The 19,595-nt window shown below is 74.2% G+C and carries 17 protein-coding genes; 8 read left to right on the forward strand and 9 right to left on the reverse strand.

Going from position 1 to position 19,595, the window contains the following annotated elements:
* Positions 1-3: 3 nt before the first annotated feature.
* From ACIRPP_RS25735 to ACIRPP_RS25745, 3 genes are all read right to left on the reverse strand, one after another.
* Positions 4-1,023 carry an ABC transporter permease gene (locus tag ACIRPP_RS25735; protein WP_403647165.1) on the reverse strand — a complete coding sequence of 340 codons (1,020 nt, stop codon included), beginning with the start codon at positions 1,021-1,023 and terminating at the stop codon, positions 4-6.
* On the reverse strand, positions 1,020-2,537 hold the full coding sequence (locus ACIRPP_RS25740; protein ID WP_403647168.1) for a sugar ABC transporter ATP-binding protein: 1,518 nt from the start codon (positions 2,535-2,537) through the stop codon (positions 1,020-1,022). The genes ACIRPP_RS25735 and ACIRPP_RS25740 overlap by 4 nt, the downstream gene beginning before the upstream one ends.
* A 387-nt stretch (positions 2,538-2,924) precedes the next feature.
* Entirely contained in the window at positions 2,925-4,106 is a 1,182-nt protein-coding gene (locus tag ACIRPP_RS25745) for an ROK family protein (RefSeq protein ID WP_403647171.1), read from the reverse strand.
* A gap of 366 nt (positions 4,107-4,472) precedes the next feature.
* On the opposite strand from ACIRPP_RS25745, the gene ACIRPP_RS25750 reads away from it, so the two are divergent.
* On the forward strand, positions 4,473-6,188 hold the full coding sequence (locus tag ACIRPP_RS25750) for a protein kinase (protein ID WP_403647174.1): 1,716 nt from the start codon (positions 4,473-4,475) through the stop codon (positions 6,186-6,188).
* Positions 6,185-6,952 carry a hypothetical protein gene (locus ACIRPP_RS25755; RefSeq protein ID WP_403647177.1) on the forward strand — a complete coding sequence of 256 codons (768 nt, stop codon included), beginning with the start codon at positions 6,185-6,187 and terminating at the stop codon, positions 6,950-6,952. Before ACIRPP_RS25750 ends, ACIRPP_RS25755 begins: the two co-directional genes overlap by 4 nt.
* Positions 6,953-6,967: 15 nt before the next feature.
* Here ACIRPP_RS25755 and ACIRPP_RS25760 read toward each other — a convergent pair whose 3' ends face one another.
* The gene (locus tag ACIRPP_RS25760; RefSeq protein ID WP_403647180.1) at positions 6,968-7,906 is read right to left on the reverse strand and encodes a beta-ketoacyl-ACP synthase III; all 939 of its coding nucleotides are present in this window, start codon (positions 7,904-7,906) and stop codon (positions 6,968-6,970) included.
* A 636-nt stretch (positions 7,907-8,542) separates the two neighbouring features.
* Here ACIRPP_RS25760 and fdhD point away from each other — a divergent pair.
* Positions 8,543-9,391 (forward strand): formate dehydrogenase accessory sulfurtransferase FdhD, encoded by an 849-nt coding sequence (gene fdhD / locus ACIRPP_RS25765; RefSeq protein WP_403647183.1) that lies wholly within the window; start codon positions 8,543-8,545, stop codon positions 9,389-9,391.
* Between the two features lie 81 nt (positions 9,392-9,472).
* Positions 9,473-10,702: a DUF4185 domain-containing protein gene (locus ACIRPP_RS25770; RefSeq protein ID WP_403647186.1), complete on the forward strand. Its 1,230-nt coding sequence runs from the start codon at positions 9,473-9,475 to the stop codon at positions 10,700-10,702.
* On the opposite strand, the gene ACIRPP_RS25775 is transcribed toward ACIRPP_RS25770, so the two are convergent.
* On the reverse strand, positions 10,638-11,726 hold the full coding sequence (locus tag ACIRPP_RS25775) for a bile acid:sodium symporter family protein (protein WP_403647276.1): 1,089 nt from the start codon (positions 11,724-11,726) through the stop codon (positions 10,638-10,640). The genes ACIRPP_RS25770 and ACIRPP_RS25775 overlap by 65 nt on opposite strands.
* A gap of 194 nt (positions 11,727-11,920) precedes the next feature.
* On the opposite strand from ACIRPP_RS25775, the gene ACIRPP_RS25780 reads away from it, so the two are divergent.
* From ACIRPP_RS25780 to ACIRPP_RS25790, 3 genes are all read left to right on the forward strand, one after another.
* Positions 11,921-12,787 (forward strand): LysR family transcriptional regulator, encoded by an 867-nt coding sequence (locus ACIRPP_RS25780; RefSeq protein ID WP_192232063.1) that lies wholly within the window; start codon positions 11,921-11,923, stop codon positions 12,785-12,787.
* Between the two features lie 333 nt (positions 12,788-13,120).
* The gene (locus ACIRPP_RS25785) at positions 13,121-14,947 is read left to right on the forward strand and encodes an AMP-dependent synthetase/ligase (protein WP_403647189.1); all 1,827 of its coding nucleotides are present in this window, start codon (positions 13,121-13,123) and stop codon (positions 14,945-14,947) included.
* Between the two features lie 128 nt (positions 14,948-15,075).
* Positions 15,076-15,867, forward strand: a complete 792-nt coding sequence (locus tag ACIRPP_RS25790) for an aldo/keto reductase (RefSeq protein ID WP_403647279.1) — start codon at positions 15,076-15,078, stop codon at positions 15,865-15,867.
* A 101-nt stretch (positions 15,868-15,968) separates the two neighbouring features.
* Here ACIRPP_RS25790 and ACIRPP_RS25795 read toward each other — a convergent pair whose 3' ends face one another.
* From ACIRPP_RS25795 to ACIRPP_RS25805, 3 genes are all read right to left on the reverse strand, one after another.
* Positions 15,969-16,946, reverse strand: coding sequence for a class I SAM-dependent methyltransferase (locus ACIRPP_RS25795; protein ID WP_403647192.1), 978 nt, complete (start codon positions 16,944-16,946; stop codon positions 15,969-15,971).
* 86 nt (positions 16,947-17,032) lie between these two features.
* On the reverse strand, positions 17,033-17,779 hold the full coding sequence (locus ACIRPP_RS25800; protein ID WP_403647195.1) for a class I SAM-dependent methyltransferase: 747 nt from the start codon (positions 17,777-17,779) through the stop codon (positions 17,033-17,035).
* A 5-nt stretch (positions 17,780-17,784) separates the two neighbouring features.
* Positions 17,785-18,090, reverse strand: a complete 306-nt coding sequence (locus ACIRPP_RS25805) for a 4a-hydroxytetrahydrobiopterin dehydratase (protein ID WP_403647198.1) — start codon at positions 18,088-18,090, stop codon at positions 17,785-17,787.
* Positions 18,091-18,231: 141 nt separating this feature from the next.
* Here ACIRPP_RS25805 and ACIRPP_RS25810 point away from each other — a divergent pair, with 141 nt between their 5' ends.
* Positions 18,232-19,062, forward strand: a complete 831-nt coding sequence (locus ACIRPP_RS25810; RefSeq protein WP_403647201.1) for a helix-turn-helix domain-containing protein — start codon at positions 18,232-18,234, stop codon at positions 19,060-19,062.
* Here the strand turns inward: ACIRPP_RS25810 and ACIRPP_RS25815 are convergent.
* On the reverse strand, positions 19,044-19,469 hold the full coding sequence (locus tag ACIRPP_RS25815; RefSeq protein WP_403647204.1) for a hypothetical protein: 426 nt from the start codon (positions 19,467-19,469) through the stop codon (positions 19,044-19,046). The genes ACIRPP_RS25810 and ACIRPP_RS25815 overlap by 19 nt on opposite strands.
* Positions 19,470-19,595 lie beyond the last annotated feature (126 nt).

The raw sequence follows: 19,595 nt of genomic DNA on the forward strand, positions 1-19,595 counted from the left end.
TTCCTAGGTCGTGCTCGCGGTACGGCGCTGGACCAGCACGGCGGCGACGATGATCGCGCCCTTGGCGATCTGCTGGACGTCGCTCTGCAGGTTGTTCAGGGCGAAGATGTTGGTGATCGTGGTGAAGATCAGGACGCCCAGCACGGAGCCGACGATGGTGCCGCGGCCTCCGGTGAGCAGGGTGCCGCCGATGATCGCGGCGGCGATGGCGTCGAGCTCGTAGAGGTTGCCGTTGGTGTTCTGGCCGGAGCCGGCCAGGACGATGAGGAGGAAGGCGGCGATGCCGCAGCACAGCCCGGACAGCAGGTAGAGGTGGAGCTGCTGGCGGCGGACGTCGATGCCGGCGAGGCGGGCGGCCTCCGCGTTGCCGCCGACGGCGACGGTGCGGCGGCCGAAGGTGGTCCGGTTGAGCAGCAGCCAGCCGATGACGGTGACCGCCGCGAACACCAGGACCAGGGGCGGCACGCCGAGCACGTAGGCGTCGCGTTCGCCGAGGCCGAGGACGCTGTCGACGGTGACGATCTGGGTGCGGCCGTCGGTGATCTGCAGGGCGAGTCCGCGCGCGGAGGCGAGCATGGCGAGGGTGGCGATGAACGGCACCATCCCGCCGTAGGCGATCAGCACCCCGTTGACCAGCCCGCAGCCGAGGCCGACCAGGACGGCGGTGAAGAGGATGCCGGCGAAGCCGAACTCCTGGGTGGCGACGGTGGTCGCCCAGACGGAGGACAGCGCGACGATCGCGCCGACCGACAGGTCGATGCCGCCGGAGGTGATGACGAAGGTCATGCCGACGGTGACGACACCGATGACGGAGGCCTGGGTGAGGACGAGTTGCAGGTTGCGGGTGTCGAGGAACTCGTCCGGTTTGGTGAAGCCTCCGATGAGGACGAGGACGGCGAGCACCCCGAGCAGGGAGAGCGTGCGCACGTCGGGACGGAACAGGACGGCGCGCCAGGCCGGGGGGCCGGCGGACGGCGGCGTCTTGCCGATGGTGTCCCGCGGCGGGGAGACGGGCTGCGTCATGTGGCCGGGCTTCCTTCCATGACGAGGTCGAGTACACGGTGTTCGTCGAGTTCACGGGCGGGTGCGGAGTGGACGACCCGGCCCTCGCGCAGGACCAGGACGCGGTCGGCGAGGCCGAGGACCTCGGGCACCTCGCTGGAGACCAGCAGCACGGCCAGGCCCTCGTCCGCGAGCCGGCGGACCACCGCGTACAGCTCGGCGCGGGCGCCGACGTCGACGCCGCGGGTGGGTTCGTCCAGCAGCAGCACCCGGCAGCCCCGCAGCAGCCAGCGCGCGAGCACGGCCTTCTGCTGGTTGCCGCCGGACAGGGTGCGCACCGGCGCGTGCGGGTTGTCGGGCCGCAGGGACAGCTCGCGGATCGCCGCGTGGGCCGCCCCCAGTTCGGCCCCGCGGTCGATCCAGCCGGCCCGCGAGAAGCGGGACATGGTGGAGACCGACACGTTGCGGGTGACGGACTCCAGCATCAGCAGCGCCTGGGCCTTGCGTTCCTCGGGAGCCAGGCCGATCCCGGCCCGCACGGCCGCCCGGACGCTGCCGGGCCTGAGCGGCCGCCCGTCGACGAGGACCCGCCCGGTGTCCGGTCGGCGGGCGCCGTAGACCGTCTCCAGGATCTCGGAGCGTCCGGAGCCGACGAGCCCGGCGAGCCCGACGATCTCCCCCGGCCGCACCTGGAGGTCCAGGGCCTCGAACTCCCCCTCGCGGGACAGCCCTTCGACGGTGAGGACCGGTTCGCCGAGGGGCTGCCCGGTGGGCCGTTCGGGGAAGACGTACTCGACGGTGCGGCCCGTCATCAGGGAGACGACCTCGCTGGTCGGTGTCGACTCGGCGGGCAGCCCGCCGGCGACGGCGCGGCCGTCCTTCAGCACGGTGACCCGGTCGCCGATGCGGCGGATCTCCTCCAGGCGGTGGGAGATGTAGACGACGGCGACGCCCTCGGCGGTGAGTCCGGCGACGATCCGGAAGAGGTTGTCGACCTCGTCGGGGTCGAGGGCGGCGGACGGTTCGTCCATCACGATGAGCCGCACGTCGTGGGACAGCGCCCGCGCCATGGACACGATCTGCTGCTGTGCGGCGGAGAGTTCGCCCACCAGGCGCGCGGGGTCGATCTCCGGGTGCCCCAGGCGCTCGAGCAGGTTCGCGGTCGCGGTGCGGGCGGCCCGGCCGCGGACGACGAAGCCGGCGGTCGTGGGTTCGTGCCCGAGGTGGACGTTCTCGGCGACCGACATGTGTTCCACCAGGTCGAGTTCCTGGTAGATGGTGGCGATACCGAGCTTCATGGCCGCGATCGGCGAGCGGAGCGTGACCGGCTCGCCGCGCCAGTGGATGGTGCCGGTGTCGGGCTGGTGGGCGCCGGCCAGCACCTTGATCAGAGTGGACTTGCCGGCCCCGTTCTGGCCGAGCAGACAGTGCACCTCGCCCGCCTGGACGTCGAGGTCGACTCCGTCCAGGGCGCGGACTCCCGGGAACGACTTGGTGATGCCGGACATGCGGAGCAGCGGTGCTTGGGATGCCATGCGGATTCCCCTCGGCGGGCGTGCGGGCCGGTGTCAGGGCGCGGTCGGGCCAACGTTGTCAGGGCAGGGCTGTGGTACCGGTGGCGTGCGGTGGTGGAACGGTGCGGCGGTGCGTCGTCGGGCGGTGTTGCCGTGCGCGGTGCGGCAGTTCGGGGGTGCCGTTGGTGCCTTGAGCGGTGGTGTGGCGCGGTGTGCGGTGTGCGGTGCGCGGTGTGCGGTGTGCGGTGCGCGGTGTGCGGTGTGCGGTGGTGCAGCTTGCGCTGTGGTGCCTTGCGCTGTCGGTGCCTCGTGCCGTGGTGCGGGTGTGCCGTACTGCAGGAGTGCTGTGGTGCGGTTGTGCCGTACTGCAGGTGTGCCGTACTGCGGGTGTGCCGTGGTGCGGGGTGCCTAGGCGGGTGAGAACAGGTGGTCGCTGATGAGGCGGGCCGCGCCGATGACTCCGGCGGTGGGGCCCAACTCGCCCAGGACGATCGGGAGGTTGCCGGTCGCCAGCGGCAGCGACTGGCGGTAGACCTGGGTGCGGATCGCGGCGAGCAGGGTGTGGCCGAGGCCGGTCACTCCGCCGCCGATCACCACCAGGCCGGGGTTGAAGAAGCTGACGAGTCCGGCGATGACCTGGCCGGTGCGGTTGCCGCCCTCGCGGATCAGGTCCAGGGCGGTGGCGTCGCCCGCGGCGGCAGCGGCGGCGACATCGGCCGCGCTGAGCGTGCCGCTCGCCTCCAGCCGGGCCGCGAGTTCGGGGGACCGCTGCTGCTGGGCGGCCTCGGTGGCGTCACGGGCGAGGGCCGCGCCGGAGAAGTGGGCCTCCAGGCAGCCCCGGTTGCCGCAGGCGCACGGGTGTCCGTCGGGCACCGCCTGGATGTGCCCGATGTCGCCCGCGCTGCCCGTCGTCCCGCGGTAGACCTCACCGCCGACGACGATGCCGCAGCCGATGCCGGTGCCGATCTTGACGCAGAGGAAGTCGGCGACGGTGCGGGCGACGCCCGCGTGCTGCTCGCCCATCGCCATCAGGTTCACGTCGTTGTCGACCATGACGGGGCAGCCGAGTTCCTGGCTGAGGGCCTCCCGCACGGGGAAGCCGTCCCAGCCCGGCATGATCGGCGGGGCCACCGGGACGCCCTCGGGGAAGCGGACCGGGCCGGGGACGCCGATACCGGCGCCGTCGAACCCCTCCGCGAGTCCCGAGGCACGCAACTTGGCGGCCATGGCGAGGACTTGCTCGAAGACCGCGACCGGTCCCTCGCGCACGTCCAGGGGCTGGGTGATGTGTCCGAGGATCTCCAGCTCGGCGTTGGTGACGGCGACGTCGACCGAGGTCGCGCCGATGTCGACACCGAGCATGCGCAGACGGGGGTTGAGCCGGATGTTGTGGGAGCGCCGTCCGCCGCGGGAGGCGGCGAGGCCGTCGGCCACGACCAGCTCGGTCTCCAGCAGCCGGTCCACCTCCACGGCCAGTTTGGACCGGGAGAGGTCGACCTGGTCGCCGAGCTGGGCACGGGAGTTGGGGCCGCCGTCGCGCAGCAGCCGCAGCAGCCGGGCCTGATGGGCGTTCGCGGGTCGCGCTGTCATGCGTCTCACGAGCCCCTCCCCGCCTCGATCGGCATCGCGCACCGGATTCCGGCCACGTGTGCGGCCTGCTTTCGGAAGGGAACGTAGCAGCGGCTGCCCGGGCTGGGAAGAAGTCGTGCAGGAATTGCCCCCCACTTTTTCCACTCACAGGACAAAGGCGGGGCGGAGACCCTTCAGAACCGGGCTCGGGCACGGGGCCTGCGGCCCTGCGAGGCGTCGCGGCGGACGCCGGGGCTCCGGTGGCCCGGACCGCCGGCCGGCCGGTGACCGCAACCGCGGTGGCCTGAATCGTGTCTGTGTTCGCGAGGGCCGGATGCCCCGGGGTGCGCCATACTCCGGGGGACGGACTGCGGTCCGGGGGGATCGATGAGCACATGGGCGGTACCGGGGTACACCGAGTCGCTGGAACTCGGGGCCGGGGCGAGCGGCCGGGTCGTTCTCGCCGTGCACGAGGGCACCGGTGTGCCGGTGGCGGTGAAGTACCTCAGCGCGTCGCTGCACACCCGTCCCGGCTTCGTGCACGACTTCCGCGCCGAGGCACGGCTGCTGGGCGGCCTGGACAGCCCGTACGTCGCCGGCCTGTACGAGTACGTGGAGAGCCCGGACGGCGCGGCCATCGTGATGGAACTGGTGGACGGTGTCCCGCTGCGTGCCCTGCTGACCCGGCAGGGCACGCTGGAGCCGGAGGCGGCGCTGACGGTCCTCAAGGGGTCGCTGCTGGGGCTGGCCGACGCCCACCGGGCCGGGGTGGTCCACCGCGACTACAAGCCGGAGAACGTCCTGGTCACGCCCGACGGGGCCTCGAAGCTGGTCGACTTCGGCATCGCGGCGGACGCGGGAACGCGCGCCGGGGTGGCCGGGACCCCCGCCTACATGGCACCGGAGCAGTGGCGGGGCGAGCCCGCCTCGCCGGCCACCGACGTGTACGCGGCGACGGCCACCTTCTTCGAGTGCCTGACCGGCCGCAAGCCCTACCCGGGTGAGAACGTCGCGGAACTCGCGCTGCGCCACGTCGACGCGCCCGTCCCCGACGGCGAGGTGGCCGAGGCGCTGCGGCCGCTGGTGCGTCGCGGGCTGGCCAAGGACCCTGGTCAACGGCCGGGCGACGCGCGGGCGTTCGTGGTGGAGCTGGAAGCGGTCGCGGGTGCCGCGTACGGGCCCGGCTGGGAGGAGCGCGGCCGGGGCCGGCTGGCCGCGCTGGCCGCCCTGCTGCCGCTGCTGCTGCCCTCGGCCCGCTCGGAGGCGTACTCCACGACGGACGCCGCGCGCACGGTGCTGCGACAGGGGCCGGGCGGCGGTTGGGCGCGGGCCTGGCGGCCCAGTGGTCCGGGGCTGCTGGCCGCGGCGGCGGCCGTCGTCCTGGCCGTCCTGCTGGCGCAGGCCCAGCCGTCGGGCGGCGACACGGAGCGCCGGGCGGCCGAGGCGTTCGCCACCACCAGTGCCCGCCCGGGCGTCACCGCGGGCCCCACCGCGCCGGGCGCGACGGCCGGTCCGGACGGGCCGGAGGGTCCGTCGGCGTCCGCCACCGCGGCCGACGCCTCAGCCGAGCCGTCCGGCACGGCGACGGCGGGGCCCGGCGGCCCGGACCCGACGGGCACCGACGCGGCCCCGGGCACCGGCCCCGACGCGGGGACCGACCCGGGCACCGGACCGGACACGGACCCCGGCACCGACACCGGCACACCGGGCGGCCCGGCGACCGGCCCCGGCACCCCCTCGCCCCCTCCCCCGCCGCCGGACACCGCACCGGCCGCACCGGCGGTGAAGGACATCACCGTCTCGGGGTTCCGGCAGACCGGTGCCACCACCGGCACGACCACCGTCACGGTGGTGACGGACGGGACCGGCCCGGTGTCGGTCTCCCTCAGCTGGTTCACGGGTGACGTCTCCGGCCGACCGTCCGCCCAGGACGGGGCCACGCAGGTGATCCGGCGCAGCGGTGCCACCCGGTACACCGTGACCGCCGAGCACTCCTTCGCCACCCTCGGCTGCTACTGGACGGTGCGCGCGGCCACCTCCCCGGCGTCGGCGGACGGGGGCGCGTCGCAGCAGCTCCTCACCCGGCGGTGCGACCTGCGATGACATCGGCGAACGATCCCGCGTCCCGGCCCGGGAACCCGCCCGGCGAGGACGACGACTACAGCGCCACCGTGCTGGCCAGCCACTGGATCCAGCGGCCCGGGCCGGAGACGTCGACCCTCCGCGACCGGACCGGCGACCAGGGCCCCGGCCGGGACGGGACGACCCCGGACGCGGCCACGCTGCGGGCGGCGGACACCCGCCGCGAGGACCCCCCGGTGGACGGGGCACCGGAACCGCCGCCCCCCGTTCTGCCGGACCGGGTGGAGGGCACGGTGCTGCGCTTCGGCCCGGGGGTCGCGGGCGTGCTGGCGCACCGCTCGTACGGGGCGTCCCTCGTCCCGGCGCCGGCCACACCGCCCGCGCCGCCGGTGCGGCGGGGAGTGCGGCGGCACGCGCTGCCGGCGGTCGTGCTGCTGTGCGTGCTGGCTTTCCTTGCCTGGCAGCGCCTCGGTCCGGACCTGGCGGTACGCGACGCGGCGGTCACGGCCCGGCCGGCCACGGTGCGCTGCGAGGGCACCGCGGACCTTGTCGGCACCGTGACGACGAACGGCCGCCCCGGGGTGCTGACCTACCGCTGGACCCGCAGCGACGGCACCTCCTCGGGTGTACTCCGCGAGGAACTGCCCCGGGGCCGGACGAAGGCACGGCTGCACCTGCTGTGGACCTTCGAGGGCCGCGGCCGCTACGAGGGGCACGCCGAACTGCGCCTGCTGACGCCGGTCGAGCGCACGGCACGGGTGGACGTCGCCTACGACTGCCGCTGACCCCGTACCGGGGCCTCAGGGGCAGCGGACGACCTGGCCGGCGTAGGACAGGTTGCCGCCGAAGCCGAACAGCAGCACGGGGTCGCCGGTGCTCACCTCTCCCCGTTCCACCAGCTTGGAGAGGGCGAGCGGGATGCTGGCGGCGGAGGTGTTGCCGGACTCGGTGACGTCCCGGGCGACGACGGCGTTGACCGCGCCGAGGCGGGCCGCGAGCGGCTCGATGATCCGCAGGTTGGCCTGGTGCAGCACGACCCCGGCCAGTTCCTCGGGGGCCAGTCCCGCCTTCTCGCACGCCTGGCGGGCGACGACGGGCAGCTGGGTGGCCGCCCAGCGGTAGACGCTCTGCCCCTCCTGGGCGAAGCGCGGCGGGGTGCCCTCGATGCGCACCGCGTGTCCCATCTCGGGGACCGAACCCCACAGGACGGGTCCGATGCCGGGCTCGTCCGCCGCCTCCACGACGGCCGCCCCCGCCCCGTCGCCGACGAGCACGCAGGTGGAGCGGTCCGTCCAGTCCGCCACCTCGGACATCTTGTCCGCCCCGATCACCAGGGCCCGGGTCGCCGCGCCGGCCCGCACGGCGTGGTCGGCGGTGGCCAGTGCGTGGGTGAAACCGGCACACACGACGTTGAGGTCCAGGGCGGCGGGGCCGGGGATGCCCAGCCTGGCGGCGACGCGGGCGGCCATGTTGGGCGAGCGGTCGATGGCGGTGGACGTCGCCACCAGCACCATGTCGATGTCCGCGGCCGTCCGGCCGGCCGCCGCGAGGGCCTTGCCGGCGGCCTGGGAGGCCAGTTCGTCGACCGGTTCGTCGGGTCCGGCGATGTGCCGGGTCCGGATGCCCACGCGGCTCGTGATCCACTCGTCGCTGGTGTCCACCATGCCCGCGAGGTCCTCGTTGGTGAGCACCCGGGCGGGCTGGTAGTGGCCGACGGCGGCGATGCGCGAGCCGATCATGGGCGGTCCCCTCATGGGTCGGAAGCGGGATCCCTCAGTCTGATCAGTGACTCACGGGTACGAGTGCAGGTGAAGCGACAGGAATCGGGCCCCGGTGTTGTCGGCTTCCACTCCGGCCCGGCGCGGGGTCACAGGCGGCGACCGTCCGTGCGGCGACAGCCACGGCGGGACGCGTCCCGGGCGGCCGGAACCGGGGCACCCGCCCCGGAGCGGCCCGGCCGCCGAGCACCGCGCCGCGTCCGAAGGCCGTATCCGGGGTCCGCGTGCGGGTGCTGCGTCCGGGGGCCGCCCGGGGCCGCATCCGGGGGTCCGCGTCCAGGGACGCCCCTCCGCCGAGTCCCGCCCCGGCCCCACCGCCCGACCGCCCGAACGGCCTGCCCGCCCCACCGCCCCACCGCCCGACCGCCCCACCGCCCGAAACGGCCTGCCCGCCCCACCGCCCCACCGCCCGCCCCTCCGACCGCCGGACCGTCCCCCCGCCGTGTGCGGGACAATGGACGTCCGGAGGTCGTCCGCCGCGCGGCGGCCGGGTGACCTCGGCAGTTCTCCCGCCCGCCGTGGTGCGCGGACCCGGCGTCGAAGGACGCCGCGGCCCCGGCACCCACGACGGGACGGGGACCGATCGGGACTGGGGACATGGGACGAGTCACGGAACGACGCAAGGTGCTCCGCATCCGGGACGGGGCGGTGTCCAGCCGGCCGGACACGCTCGTCGCCGAGGAACCCCTGGAGATCCGGCTGAACGGGCGGCCGCTGGCGATCACCATGCGCACCCCCGGCGACGACTTCGCGCTCGCGGCCGGCTTCCTGGTGAGCGAGGGCGTCCTCGCCTCGGCCTCCGACCTGCGCAACATCGTCTACTGCGCGGGCGCCACCGCGGACGGCGTCAACACCTACAACGTGGTGGACGTGCAGACCGCCCCCGGCCTCCCGGTCCCGGAGATCACCCTCGAACGCAACGTGTACACCACCTCGTCCTGCGGGCTGTGCGGCAAGGCGAGCCTGGACGCCGTGCGCACCACGACCCGCTGGCCCGTCGCCGACACTCCCCCGCTGCGGATGACGCCCGACCTGCTGGCGGAGCTGCCCGAACGGCTGCGCGCCGCCCAGCGCGTCTTCGACCGGACGGGCGGCCTGCACGCGGCGGCCCTGTTCGACGAGAGCGGTGAGCTGCTGGACGTGCGGGAGGACGTCGGCCGGCACAACGCGGTCGACAAGGTGATCGGCCGCGCCCTTCAGCAGGGCGGTCTGCCGCTGTCCCGGGCGGTGCTGCTGGTGTCCGGACGTGCCTCGTTCGAGCTGGCGCAGAAGGCGGTGATGGCGGGCATTCCGATGCTGGCGGCGGTGTCCGCGCCGTCGTCCCTCGCGGTGGACCTGGCCGCGGAGACGGGGCTGACGCTGGTGGGCTTCCTGCGCGGCGGTTCCATGAACGTCTACGCGGGCGAGGACCGTGTCGTCCTGCGGGAAACCGCCGCCCGCGGCTGACGGCGCCTCCGCCTCCCGGGGTCCGCGGAGCCGCCGGGGCGCCATGGACCCGGACACCACGGGCCACTAACGTCGCGAAGCGTGCCCGACGACACAGCACGAGCACGGCGGCGGACGGGGACCGGGATCGGTGTGGTGCTGGCCCTGGTGCTCGGCGCCGTGCTGCTCTCCGGGGACCCGGACGACGGTCCGCCGGACGACGGCGGCTGCGCGCCGCGCACGGTCGCCTCGTGGGCGGCCGACGACGCCCTCACCGCCGAGTTCGCCCGCTACGGCGACGACGCCGCCCGCACCGACGACTGGACGGGCGGTGACGGCACCCACTCGGTGCGGCTGCCGGACGGCCGGCTGCTGTGGCTGTTCTCCGACACCTTCCTGGGCCGGGTGAACGGCCCGCCCAACCCGGTCGGCGAGTCCTCCGCCTGGCGGGAACCCACCGCGCCGATGGTCCGCAACTCCGCCGTGCTGATGCGCGACGGCCGCCTGGAACGCACCCTGCCCGCCCCCCTGTTCGCGGATCCAGGGCCCGGCCAGTGGCGCTGGCCGGTCGCCGCCCGGGTGGAGCCGCGCTCCCCCGGCTCCGCCGAGAAGGTCGTGCGGGTGCTGCTCTGGGTGCGCCGGACGGGGCCGTCCCCGTGGATCTACGGGGTGCCCACCGCCACCGAGGTGGCCACGCTCTCCCTGCCCGGCCTGCGCCTGGAGTCGGTCACCACGGTCCACGACCAGCAGCAGGTCGCCGACCCGTCGCGCCGGGTGCTGTTCGGCACCACCCTGACCGAGGAGGACGGCTGGACGTACGTCTTCGGCGGGGACGACGGCCGTGCGGTGTCCCGGCCGGTCTCGCGGGCGTACGTGGCGCGGGTGCCGGAGGGCGGCCTGGGCGATCCGGCGGCCTGGGAGTTCTGGAACGGCTCCGAGTGGCAGACCCGGGCCGAGCCGCGCCCGATCCTCGGCGACGGACGGCGCGCCGGGGTGGGCAGCGCCTTCTCGGTGGTGCGCGAGGACGGCACGTACGTGCTGTTCACGATGGCGGCGGGCGCGAAGGGGCTCACCACGATCGCGTCGTACTGGGCGTGCTCGCCGGCCGGGCCGTGGCACGGGCCGGAGAAGGAGATCAGCCCCGGGCTGCCGCAGGAGGGCACCGCCGCCTACAACCCGCAGACGCATCCCGAGCTGAGCCGGGACGGGCGGTTGGTGCTCAGCTACGACGTCAACTGGATGGAGACGGCCGGTGCCGCGGTGATGCTCAGCCGGAACGTGTCCCTGTACCGGCCCCGGTTCGTGACGGTCCGGCTCGGCCCGGTGACCTGACACCGGCGTCGACGTCCGCGTCGACGTCCGCGTCGACGTCCGCGTCGACGTCGGCGTCCGCGTCGGCGTCGGCGTCGGGCGCTTCGGCGGGGTCGCGGGAGCGTCGCCCGGCGATCACCGCGCAGACCATCAGCTGCAGCTGGTGGAACAGCATCAGCGGCAGCAGCGCCAGGGACGCCTGCGCGCCGAACAGGACGCCGGCCATGGGCAGTCCGGCGGCCAGCGACTTCTTGGACCCGGCGAACTGGATGGCGATCCGGTCCGCGCGGCCGAAGCCCAGCGCCCCGGCGCCGTACCAGGTCGTCAGGAGCATGACGGCGAGCAGCACGGCCTCGACGGCGAGCACGGCGCCGAGCCGGGCGGGGCTCACCTGCTGCCAGGTGCCCTGCACCGTGCCCGCGCTGAACGCGGTGTACACGACGAGGAGGATCGAGCCTCGGTCCACCAGGCCGAGGATCCGGCGGTGGCGGACGGCGAACGCGCCGATCCAGCGGCGCAGCAGCTGCCCGGCGAGGAACGGCGCGAGCAGTTGCAGCACGATCCGCAGGACGGAGTCGCCGGAGAAGGCGCCCGTGCCGCCGAGCAGGGCCGCCGCGAGCAGCGGGGTGAGGAGGATGCCGGCGAGGGAGGAGAAGGAGCCGGCGCAGATCGCGGCGGGCACGTTGCCGCGGGCCATGGAGGTGAAGGCGATGGAGGACTGGATGGTGGACGGGACCAGGGTGAGGAACAGCAGCCCCTGGTGGAGGGGGTCGGTGAGGACCGTGGGGACGAGTGCGCCGGCGGCCAGGCCGAGCAGGGGGAAGAGGACGAAGGTGCAGGCCAGCACGGTGAGGTGGAGCCGCCAGTGGCGGAGTCCGTCCAGTGCCTCGCGGGTGGGCAGGCGGGCGCCGTAGAGGAAGAAGAGGGCCGCGATCGCTGTCGTGGAGGCGCCGGAGGCGAGGTCCGCGGCGGTGCCGCGCGCCGGGAGGAGCAGGGCGGGCCCCACCGTGGCGAGCAGGAGCAGGAGGTACGGGTCGAGCGGCATCCGGCTCGGCCGGCGCAGGCGTGTCAACGGTGCTCCCGTGCTCGTGCGGTCGGTGCCCGGCGCGGTCGGGCGGGCTTCGGGAGGGGGTGGTTCCGTCCCTCAGCCCCCTCGTGCCCATCGTGCGTCAGCGGCCGGTGATCGGGAATGCCGCACACCGCTCTGACTGTCATCACGGTTCGCGATAACCTGCTCCCGTGTACGAGCCGGGGCACCTCAGGACGTTCCTGTCGGTGGCGCAGACGCTGAGCTTCACGCAGGCCGCGCGGCGGCTCGGGCTGCGTCAGTCGACGGTAAGCCAGCACGTGCGGCGGCTGGAAGAGGCCACCGGACGACCGCTGTTCACCCGGGACACCCACGCGGTGGAGCTGACGGAGGACGGCGAGGCGATGCTCGGCTTCGCCCGGCGCATCCTCGACGTGCAGGAGCAGGCGGCGCGGCACTTCGCGGGCACCCGGGTGCGGGGACGGCTGCGGTTCGGGGCATCGGAGGACTTCGTGCTGACCCGGCTGCCGGAGATCCTGGAGCGGTTCCGGCACGAGCACCCCGAGGTGGACCTGGAGCTGACGGTCGAGCTGTCGGGCACGCTGCACGCGCAGCTGGCCGCCGGCCGGCTGGACCTGGTGCTGGCCAAGCGCCGGCCGCAGGATCCGAGCGGTGAACTGGTGTGGCGCGACGAGCTGGTGTGGGTCGGCGCGCCGGGTGTGCGGGTGGATCCGGACCGGCCGGTGCCGTTGATCGTGTACCCGCCGCCGGGCATCACGCGGGCGCTCGCCCTGCGGGCGCTGGAGCGGCAGGGCCGGGAGTGGCGGATCGTGTGCCAGAGCGGCAGCCTCAACGGGCTGGTCGCCGCCGCCCGGGCCGGGCTGGGCGTGATGGTGCACTCGCGGGGGCTGGTCCCGCCGGGGCTGGTGCGGCTGCCGGACCGGGCCGGGCTGCCGGAGCCGGGGCGGGTGGACTTCGTGGTGGTGCGCGGGGACCGGCGGCCGTCCGCGGAGGGCGCGGCGCAGGCGCTGGCGGCGGCGATCCTGGCGGGCGGGGACCGGCTGCACCGGGGCGGGTGACGGTCCGGGCCGCGGTCACCGCGGGCCGGGAGGCCTGCCCGGGGGTCCGGCCGCCGGGCCGACCGTCAAGCGCCGGTAATCCCGGCGTACAGATTCGGTGGAGATTGCCTCCGCAATGCTTACTCAAAAGTCAGGAATCTGTCCGACCCTTCCCCTTGTGCGTGCATTCTCCGGCGCTGACCTGCGCGAACGCGAGTCCCGTTCAGCTTCCGCACCTCTCCCGCCGTCCCGGGCGGGTGGGGTAGCTTTCACCGCGCCGTGCCGGGCCTCACCGCCGGGCGCGGCCCGACGTCCGATCGTACGAGTGCCGGGGAGCGGGGAACGGGAGCGGAGTTGCGCGAGTTCACCAGCCCTGCGTTGACGTTGCCGCCTCCGGTGGGCGGTCTGGCCGATGTCGTGTTCCGGTACGCGCAGGAGGACCCCACGCGGGTCGCGCTGGGCCGCAAGGACGCCGACGGCGTGTGGCGGGACGTGACCAGCGCCGAGTTCCGCGACGAGGTGCTCGCCCTCGCCAAGGGCCTGCTCGCGCAGGGCGTCCGGTTCGGCGACCGCGTCGCGATCATGTCCCGCACCCGCTACGAGTGGACGCTGTTCGACTTCGCGCTGTGGACGGTCGGCGCCCAGGTGGTGCCGGTGTACCCGACGTCGTCGGCGGAGCAGTGTCTGTGGATGCTGCACGACGCGGAGGTGAGCGCGGCGGTCGTGGAGCACGAGGACCACGCGATGACCATCGCCACCGTCATCGACCGGCTGCCCGGGATGCGGCGGCTGTGGCAGCTCGACGCCGGCGCGGTCCAGGAGCTGTACGACGCGGGCGCCCACCTCGACGACGACGTCGTGCACCGGCACCGCCGGGCCGTCACCCCCGACACGGTGGCCACCGTCATCTACACCTCCGGCACCACGGGCCGTCCGAAGGGCTGTGTGCTCTCGCACGGCAACTTCATGTACGAGGCCGACACCGTCATCGAGCGCTGGGAGCCGGTGTTCCACTCCCGCCGGGGCGACGAGGCGGCGACTCTGCTGTTCCTGCCGCTCGCGCACGTCTTCGGGCGGATGGTTGAGGTGGCCGCGATCCGGGGCCGGGTGAAGTTCGGCCACCAGCCGCAGCTGAACGCGGCGGCGCTCATGCCGGACCTGGCGTCCTTCCGGCCGACGTTCTTCCTGGCCGTGCCGTACATCTTCGAGAAGGTGTTCAACGCGGCGCGGCGCAAGGCCGAACGGGACGGCCGCTCGGGGGCGTTCGAGAAGGCCGTCGAGGTGGCGGTGAACTACGCGGACGCCATGGAGGCTAAGGCGTGGGGCACCGGACCGGGACCGTCCGCGGGCCTGCGGATGCAGCACCAGCTGTTCGACAAGCTGGTGTACGGGAAGATGCGGGCCGCGATGGGCGGGCGCATCCGGCACGCCATGTCGGGCGGCTCGGCGATGGACCGGCGGCTCGGACTGTTCTTCGCGGGCGCCGGCATCCACGTCCACGAGGGGTACGGGCTCACCGAGTCGACGGCGGCGGCCACCGCGAACCCGCCCGAGCGCACCCGCTTCGGCACCGTGGGCCGGCCGGTGCCGGGCGTCTCGGTGCACATCGCCGACGACGGCGAGATCTGGCTGAACGGGGACAACGTCTTCCAGGGCTACCTCAACAACCCGAAGGCGACGCACGAGACGCTGCACGACGGCTGGCTCGCCACCGGTGACCTGGGGGCGCTGGACGAGGACGGCTACCTCACGATCACCGGCCGCAAGAAGGAGATCCTGGTGACCTCCGGCGGCAAGAGCGTCTCGCCGGTCCCGCTGGAGGAGCGGGTGCGGGACCACCCGCTGGTGAACCAGTGCATCGTCGTCGGCAACGACCGGCCCTACGTCGCCGCGCTGATCACCCTGGATCCGGAGGCCGTCGAGCACTGGCTGGCGATGCGCGGCAAGCCGGCCCTGCCGGCGGCGGAACTGGTGCACGACGCCGACCTGGAGGCGGAGGTGCGCCGGGCGGTGGTGGCGGCCAACACCCTGGTGTCGCAGGCCGAGTCGATCCGCACGTTCCGGATCCTGGCGCAGCCGTTCAGCGAGGAGCACGGGCTGCTGACCCCGTCGCTGAAACTGAAGCGCAGGGCCATCGAAAAGGCGTACACGGAAGAGGTCGAGGCCTTGTACCACGCGTGAATTGCGCGGTCGGGAATGCACGACGGGCGGTGATCGTTGAGGATGGGGCTGTTCATCATTGTCCGCAACCGAAGGATCGAGAGCTCGTGAGCAAGGTCCCCCCGATCGTCCTCAACAACGGCGTCGAGATGCCCCAACTGGGCTTCGGCGTCTGGCAGGTCCCGGACGCCGAGGCCGAGACGGCCGTGGCGACGGCTCTGGAGGCGGGCTACCGCAGCATCGACACCGCGGCCGCCTACGGCAACGAGGAGGGCACCGGCAGGGCGATCGCACGGTCGGGCGTGCCCCGCGAGGAACTGTTCGTCACCACGAAGCTGTGGAACAGCGACCAGGGGTACGACGCCACGCTGCGCGCCTTCGACGCGTCCGTGTCGAGGCTGGGCCTGGACTTCGTGGACCTGTACCTCATCCACTGGCCGACCCCGGAGCGCGATCTCTACGTCGAGACGTACAAGGCGTTCGAGAAGCTGTACGCGGACGGCCGGGTCCGGGCCATCGGCGTGTCCAACTTCCTGCCGGAGTACCTGGAGCGGCTGACGGCCGAGACGTCGGTGGTGCCGGCGGTGAACCAGATCGAGCTGCACCCGCACCTCCAGCAGCACGCGTCGCGTGAGTACCACGCGGAGCGGGGCATCGCCACGGAGGCGTGGTCGCCGCTGGGCCAGGGCAAGGGCCTGCTGGAGGTCCCGGCGATCGTCGCCATCGCCCGCAAGCACGAGCGCACCCCGGCCCAGGTGGTGCTGAGCTGGCACCTCCAGCTCGGCAACGTCGTGATCCCGAAGTCCGTGACCCCGTCGCGGATCCGGGAGAACATCGACGTGTTCGACTTCGCCCTGGACGCCGAGGACCTCGCGGCGATCAGCGCGCTGAACGAGGACCGGCGCATCGGCCCGGACCCCGCCCAGCTGAACGGCGCCTGAGCCAGGGCCCGCAGCACCGCCCGATGGCCTCCCCCTCCCCCGCTGCCGGGGCCGCGGGGAGGCCGTCGCGTGTCCGGCGGCCGCCCGCCGGCCGGGGCGGCTCAGGCCGGCCGCACCGCCGTGTGGACCGTGTGGGCCGCCAGCACGAAGACGTCGGGGCGGTGGTGGACGCTCGCCGGGTCGTCGGGGTCGAGGAGGCGGTCGAGGGTGGCGCGGTCCTCGGCGTCCAGGTCCTCGGCGAGCGACTCACGGGTGCGGGTGAGGACGGCGGCGACGTAGGCGCGGGCCCGGTCGGTGGTGGGGGCCGGCAGGTCGAGGAGGAAGGTGCGGGTCCGCGTGTGGTGCAGCCCGGCGGCCACCAGCAGCGCGGGCCAGTCCTCGGTCTCGGCGACCGACCCCGGCAGGTCGGCGCGCATGCGGGCGAACCAGTCCTCCTCCACCGCGTCGATCCGGGCCTGGAGTCCGGGCCGGCCGATGCCGATGTCGCGGGGCAGGAACCGGGCCGGCAGCCCGCCCTCCATCACCGCCAGGGTGCCGCCGGGCGCGAGCCGGGCCGCCAGCGCGGTGAGCGCGGCGCCCTGGTCGCCCAGGTGGTGCACGCTGCGGCTGGCCCACAGCAGGTCGGCCGGATAGTCCAACTCGTCGAGGATGTCGGGGAGTTCCCCGGTGAGGGTGCCGAAGCGGTCGGCGGCGCCGCGGCGTGCCGCCCGGTCCCTGGCCCGTTCCAGCAGCGCTTCGGAGCCGTCCACGGCGACGATCCGGGCGCCCGGGAAGGTCTCGGCGAACAGGGCGGAGATGACGCCGGGTCCGCTGCCGGCGTCCACGACGAGTCCCGGCTCGGTCACCTCCTTCGCCAGCCAGCTCAACGCCCGTTCATACAGCGGCGTGAAGAGTTCCGCCTGCGATTCGAGCAACGGGGCCATCTCGGCCCAGTCGATGTCGGCGTGATCGTGGCCGTGGTGGTGGTGTCCGTCGTGGTGGTCGGGTGCGTGGTGGTGCGGTGCCTGCTGATCCGGTTCGTGGTGGTCCGGTGCCGGGTGGTGCGGTTCGTGGTGGTCCGGTTCGTGGTGGTGCGCCATGGGGTCAGCCTCTCCGCTCGGGTGGGCCCAGGGTGCGGCGACGCACCGGAGGACGGCAAACGATGTTGCCGCTCCCGCAAACCCGGTCAGCGGGCGGCCGGTTTGCGGAAGGCCCGCAGGTCGAACACCGGGTCCGGCCGGGGCCGGTCCTGGTCCGGCAGCCGCGCCAGCCGGGCGGCGAAGCCGTCGGCCAGCGGATCACCGGGCGGCAGCGTCATGAACCAGCCGCGCCGCAGGTCGGCGATGGTACGCCGGGGGCTGCGGCCCTGGCCGTGGCCGGTGAAGCGGGCCCGCCCGGCCGGGAGCAGCCCATGGGCGGCGGCGCAGGCGGTCACCTCGGCGGCACCGTCCCGCACCGGGCTGGGCGGCCGGGAGGCGAGCACGGCATCGATGTCACTGCCCACGTTGTGGGAGGCGGCCTTGCCGACGGTGGTGACGTAGACACCGCCGGGGCGCAGGACGCGGGCGCACTCACCGATGACGCGGCGCACCTCGTCGGGCCCGGACAGCAGGTGCAGCAGCCACACGCTGACGACGGCGTCGACCGCGGCGTCGCGCACCGGCAGCCGGCGGCTGTCGGCGCGCACCACGGTGCCGGGAAGGCGGGCGGCGGCCCGGCGCGTCATGGCGGGAGCGAGGTCGACACCGGTGACGCGCAGCCCGGGGCGGGCGGCGAACCGCCGGGTGACGATGCCGGTGCCGCAGGCCACGTCGAGCAGGTCGCGGGTGGTGTCCGGGAGGAGGGCGAGCACCGCGTCGGCGGCGGCACCGGCCCGGGGCTCACCCCCGCGGGAGGCGTCGTAGCGTTCGGCTTCCTCGTCGTAGTCGAGCACGCACCTCAGTGTGCCCCGTGGGCGGGGGCCAGGTCCCGCACTCGGCGGGCCAGCTCCAGGTCCTTGGCCGTGACGGCGCCGCCCGCGCTGTGAGTGTGCACGGACAGGGCGACCGTGTTGTAGCCGAGGGTGAGGTCGGAGTGGTGGTCGAGCTCCTCCTGCACCTGGGCGATGTGGACGACCATCGCGGTGGCGGCGAAGTGCGAGCCGAGCCGGTAGGTGCGGGTGAGCCGGTCCCCGTCGAGGGTCCAGCCCGGCAGGTCGGCGAGGCGGTCCTCGATCTCCTCGGGCGACAGCGGTTCGACGGGCATGGCGTGCTCCTTCGCTGGTCGGGTCCTCGCTCGCGCCCGCACGGGGGCTCGCTCCTCAGCCTGCCACAGGGTGCGGCGACGGTCCCGCGCGGCCCGCGCACGGCTGCCCGGGGCGGCGGCCGTTCGGCTAACGTCACCCGTATGGCCACCGTCCCGCCCGGAACCCGTCCCCCTTCCCTCTCCGCCGCCGGCGGGGCCGGTCCGCTGCTGCGGGCCTGGCGGGAGCAGCGGCGGGTCAGCCAGCTGGAGCTGGCCCTGCGGGCCGGTTCCTCCGCCCGGCACATCAGCTTCGTCGAGACCGGCCGGGCCCGGCCCAGCGAGGAGATGGTGCTGCGCCTGGCCGAGCATCTGGACGTCCCCGTGCGGGAGCGCAACGCCCTGCTGCTGGCGGCCGGTTACGCGCCGCGCTTCCCGGAGACCCCGCTGGACGATCCGGCGCTGGGCGCGCTGCGAGAGGGCATCGAGCAGCTGATCGGCGGTTTCGCACCGTACCCGGCGCTGGTGGTGAACGCCCTGTACGACGTCGTGGCGGCCAACAGCGGGGTCCTGGAACTGCTCGACGGGGTGCCCGAGGACCTGCTGAAACCGCCGCTGAACACCATGCGGCTGACCCTGCACCCCCGGGGGCTGGCCCCGCGCATCAGAAACCTGCGGCAGTGGCGCGGGCATCTGCTGGCGCAGATGGAACGGCAGATCGCGCTGCGCCGCTCCGGGCCCCTGCGGGCCCTGTACGAGGAGGTGGCGGCCTACCCGGTGCCGGAGGCCGCCGGGGAGGACGACGAGGCCGTGGAGGTGGCGGCATACTTCGCGCTGCCGATGCGGATCGAGCACCGGGGCCGGACGCTGTCGTTCGTGTCGTCGGTCTCCACCTTCAATACGCCGATGGACGTGACCGTCGCCGAGCTGGCCGTGGAGGCGCTGCTCCCGGCCGACCCCGCGACGGCCAAGTACCTTCAGTCACAGATGACCTGACGGCCCTTCAGAGCGAGGTGCTGGAGCACGGCGAAGGCCGCGACGGCCAGGGCCTGCAGGACGATCCAGACGGCGCCCGCGGTGGTCGGGGTGAGCCACAGCAGGAACGCGGCCAGACTTACCGCGGTCCAGGCGAGGTTGGCCTCGACGACCGCGCGCACCCCCAGGGCCGGCGGGTGGTCCCGGGCGGCGAGCAGGGCGACCCCGGCCGCGTAGACGGCTAGGAAGGCGCCCACACCGAGGAGCAGTTGGGCGTCGACGCCGAGGAACCGGCCGACCGGGCCGGACAGTGCCAGGTAGGCGAGCGCGTTGACGCCGGTGACGGCGGCGTCGAGGCCGAGGAAGCGGCGCAGCACGGACTGCGGCACGGTGGTGCGGGCGAGCGCGGCGAGCTGGGGCGCGGACATGGGGCATCACTCTCCGTCGGGCGGTGGCGGTGTCCGATGGGGCCGGGTCCCGGGCCGGAGTGCGCCGGCCCGGAACCCGGTGCGTCCACGATGGCGCCGGGGCGGGGGCGCGGTCGATTACCCGCG

It is taken from the genome of Streptomyces sp. NPDC101219, assembly GCF_044767675.1.
Lineage (GTDB): Bacteria > Actinomycetota > Actinomycetes > Streptomycetales > Streptomycetaceae > Streptomyces.

Coding starts and splice junctions, on each gene's coding strand:
- ACIRPP_RS25735 (WP_403647165.1), bottom strand. CDS start 1,023: ATGACGCAGCCCGTCTCCCCGCCGCGGGACACCATCGGCAAGACGCCG.
- ACIRPP_RS25740 (WP_403647168.1), bottom strand. CDS start 2,537: ATGGCATCCCAAGCACCGCTGCTCCGCATGTCCGGCATCACCAAGTCG.
- ACIRPP_RS25745 (WP_403647171.1), bottom strand. CDS start 4,106: ATGACAGCGCGACCCGCGAACGCCCATCAGGCCCGGCTGCTGCGGCTG.
- ACIRPP_RS25750 (WP_403647174.1), top strand. CDS start 4,473: ATGAGCACATGGGCGGTACCGGGGTACACCGAGTCGCTGGAACTCGGG.
- ACIRPP_RS25755 (WP_403647177.1), top strand. CDS start 6,185: ATGACATCGGCGAACGATCCCGCGTCCCGGCCCGGGAACCCGCCCGGC.
- ACIRPP_RS25760 (WP_403647180.1), bottom strand. CDS start 7,906: ATGATCGGCTCGCGCATCGCCGCCGTCGGCCACTACCAGCCCGCCCGG.
- fdhD (WP_403647183.1), top strand. CDS start 8,543: ATGGGACGAGTCACGGAACGACGCAAGGTGCTCCGCATCCGGGACGGG.
- ACIRPP_RS25775 (WP_403647276.1), bottom strand. CDS start 11,726: ATGCCGCTCGACCCGTACCTCCTGCTCCTGCTCGCCACGGTGGGGCCC.
- ACIRPP_RS25790 (WP_403647279.1), top strand. CDS start 15,076: ATGCCCCAACTGGGCTTCGGCGTCTGGCAGGTCCCGGACGCCGAGGCC.
- ACIRPP_RS25795 (WP_403647192.1), bottom strand. CDS start 16,946: ATGGCGCACCACCACGAACCGGACCACCACGAACCGCACCACCCGGCA.
- ACIRPP_RS25805 (WP_403647198.1), bottom strand. CDS start 18,090: ATGCCCGTCGAACCGCTGTCGCCCGAGGAGATCGAGGACCGCCTCGCC.
- ACIRPP_RS25810 (WP_403647201.1), top strand. CDS start 18,232: ATGGCCACCGTCCCGCCCGGAACCCGTCCCCCTTCCCTCTCCGCCGCC.
- ACIRPP_RS25815 (WP_403647204.1), bottom strand. CDS start 19,469: ATGTCCGCGCCCCAGCTCGCCGCGCTCGCCCGCACCACCGTGCCGCAG.